At 66.1% G+C, this 2613-nt stretch carries 3 protein-coding genes; 2 read left to right on the top strand and 1 reads right to left on the bottom strand.

Annotated elements, in window-relative coordinates:
- Positions 1-1415, bottom strand: a 1415-nt coding sequence (locus tag HP546_RS29005) for a DUF3300 domain-containing protein (RefSeq protein ID WP_172232938.1), incomplete at its 3' end; no start/stop codon positions are given.
- A 193-nt stretch (positions 1416-1608) separates the two neighbouring features.
- On the opposite strand from HP546_RS29005, the gene HP546_RS29000 reads away from it, so the two are divergent.
- Together HP546_RS29000 and HP546_RS28995 are read left to right on the top strand one after the other, a co-directional pair.
- A complete protein-coding gene (locus HP546_RS29000; RefSeq protein WP_172232935.1) occupies positions 1609-1860 on the top strand; it encodes a hypothetical protein in 252 nt (83 codons plus the stop codon).
- An 81-nt stretch (positions 1861-1941) separates the two neighbouring features.
- Positions 1942-2613 (top strand): TorF family putative porin (locus HP546_RS28995; protein ID WP_172232932.1); only part of this gene is annotated, 672 nt, incomplete at its 3' end.

The following is a 2613-nucleotide window of genomic DNA, read 5'->3' as shown; positions in this document are numbered from 1 at the left end:
CGCCGGCCCCCTGCACCACGGCGCGCCGGCGCACTCGGCCGCGATATGGCGTGCCCCGCGGCACGCGATGCATTGGGGCGCTGGGCAAACGCCTGGCTGACGTGGCCACGGCTGGCCTGCGCGCTGGTGCGTGACGGTGCGCGCACGCCGTCGAAGGCATTGTTGCGGGCCCGGCCTGCGGTACCGGCAGCGCGGTTATGGGCCAACTGCCGCGCCTGGCCTTCACCATGCCGCGCCTGGGTACTGCGCAGTTCCTGGCGACGGTCGGCCGCCCTCGCGTTATCGCCAAGGGGCTGCACGCGCTGGCCGCCCGCATTGCCTGCCTGCGCTTCACGCACTTGCTGGCGTGCCTGCCGGTTATTGGTCGCCGGCCGTTCGATGCCGGCCCGGTCCATCGAGGCCCTGGCCTTGTCACGGGCCTGCGCGCGCTGGGCGTCGTCACCGCGAAAGGCCGTACGTTGCGTGGCGCCGTCCAGCTGGCGGCCATACTGCTGGCGACTGCGGGCGTCGCGATAAGGCACACCTTCGCGGTTGACGGTGTTGTGCCGCCATTTGTTCTGGTTGTTGCTGATACGGTTGCTGACGTTGAGGTTGTTGTAGCGGTTGACGTCGATGTCGATGTCATTGTGGCCCCAGTCACAGTTGCCCCACAGCGAACTGACAATTGCCACGCCAGTACCGAAGGCCAGGCCCGCCACCAGTGCGGAGCCGGCGTAATACAGGGGCGGCGGCGGGTAGTAGGCCGGTGGCGAAGCGGGATAGGCCCAGGTGCCATAGGCGGTGGTGGGGTTGTAGCTGGGCACGTAAACCACCTGCGGGTCGGCCGGCTGGATGATGATGGTACTCGGCGGGCTGCTGGCTACAGGCGCCTGGGTGCTGGCCGCCGGTGCCGGGGCGGCCTGCACGGTAACGTTCTGGTACTGGTTGCTCTGCAGGTTGCCGGCAGCCTGTGCCTGGTGACGCAAGCGCTGCACGCCGGCCATGACATCGTCGGGCTGGGCAAGGAAGGCATCGCCCAGGCGCTGGACCCAGGCCGGGTCCTGGCCGAGGGTCGCCAGCACCTGCGGGAACGCCACCAGCGCTTGTACGCTCGGGTCCCACGGCTGCTTGGCAACTTGCCTGACCGCATCGTCGCCGGACGCCTTGGGGTTGGCCTTGGACCAGGTGACGGCTTCGCTCACCTGCCCGGGGTAGGTGGCCGCCATCAGCACCTGGGCCAGCAGCGCATCGGGGTACAACGCGATGGGCGCGAGCATCTGGTCCAGCTGTGCCTGGGTGAAAACCGGGTCTTTGGCTGCGACCGCATCGGCCGCCGCAGGCGGCTCGGTGGCCGGTACCTCTGCTGCCAGCACCAGGCCGGGCACGGTGCCAAGGCACAGTGCTGCCGTCAAAACCACACACAGTGGCATGCGCATCGCTTATCCCCAAGACCAGGCCGCGTGGGTTAAGGGTAGCAACGATGGTGAATTCGGCCATCGGGCATAAACCGCCAGCGGCTCACGCGCGGTCGATAGTCACTATCGAGAATGGCAATTTCTGCCAAACGGCATTGCCGAATAACCTTGCTCCATCGACTCGCCAACTACCACAGGCCCCCGGAGCTCACCCATGAATACCCTGGCCCGCCCGCTGCTCGCCATCTTTGCCGTTTTTGCCATCGCCATCAGCAGCGGCTGTGCCAGCCACCCCGAACTGCGTGCATACACCGCCGACGAAACCCGCCAGCTGCAGCTGGAAGCGTTGCAGCGCCGGGGCCTTTCGCTGGACGACTACGAGTTGCAGCGGCGGGTGATCCAGCGTGCCGGCAACCTGCCTGTGGTGACGGAAGCCGCCGACGCTGACCGTTCGACCAAAGGCTGAACCGGCTAACCGGCGGTTCCCTCCAGCCACCTGCGCAGGTATCCTCTACCGCTCAACCGCAAGCTTTCCAGGATGGAGACCATGACCAGGCCTCTTCTATTGTTGAGCGCTGCACTGCTATTCAGCCCCATGCTGCTGGCCCAGCAGATCAAACGCGATCTGGGCGGCTTTGACTTCACGCTCGGCACCACCCCATCACGCAGCATGGCCCAAGGGCTGATTTCGCCCAGTGCCGTCGGTGCCTTTCACGGCGGCCTGGACCTGAGCCACCCCAGTGGCTGGTACATTGGCCAGTACGCCCCCAGCATGGGCGTTACCGCCGATTCGACGCTGCGGCTGGACAGCTACCTGGGCTACAAGCACCACTTCGACAGCAGCCTGGGCTACGAAATGGGGTTGATCCACTACAGCCAGCCGAATATCGCAGGCCCCGACAGCTATGCGCTGTATGGGGGTATTTCGGTGCTGGGCAGCCGCTTCGGCGGGGCGCTGCGCGACAACCCCGACAACCGCACCGGCACCCTGTTTGCCGACTTCGGCCAACTGCCGCTGTTCGCTGTCGACCTGACCGTCAAGCTCGCTCATCACCGTTTGGGCACGCCGTTCACCATTGGTGATGGCAGCCAGGTCAGTGGGTTCTCCGACTGGTCGCTGGAGCTGTCGCGGCCTTGGCTTGGCATCGACCTCAACCTCATCTACAGCAACTCCAACCTCAGTGGCGACGGGTGTGACGCATACTCGGGCATCAACACC

Source organism: Pseudomonas sp. CM25 (genome assembly GCF_013179705.1).
Classification (GTDB): Bacteria; Pseudomonadota; Gammaproteobacteria; order Pseudomonadales; family Pseudomonadaceae; genus Aquipseudomonas.
Note: the sequence above shows the minus strand (reverse complement) of the source record. Positions and strands in the feature narration are given on the sequence as shown.

What these genes read in the sequence shown, in the direction of transcription:
- HP546_RS29000 (WP_172232935.1), top strand. Translation starts at nt 1,609, where the DNA reads ATGAATACCCTGGCCCGCCCGCTGCTCGCCATCTTTGCCGTTTTTGCC.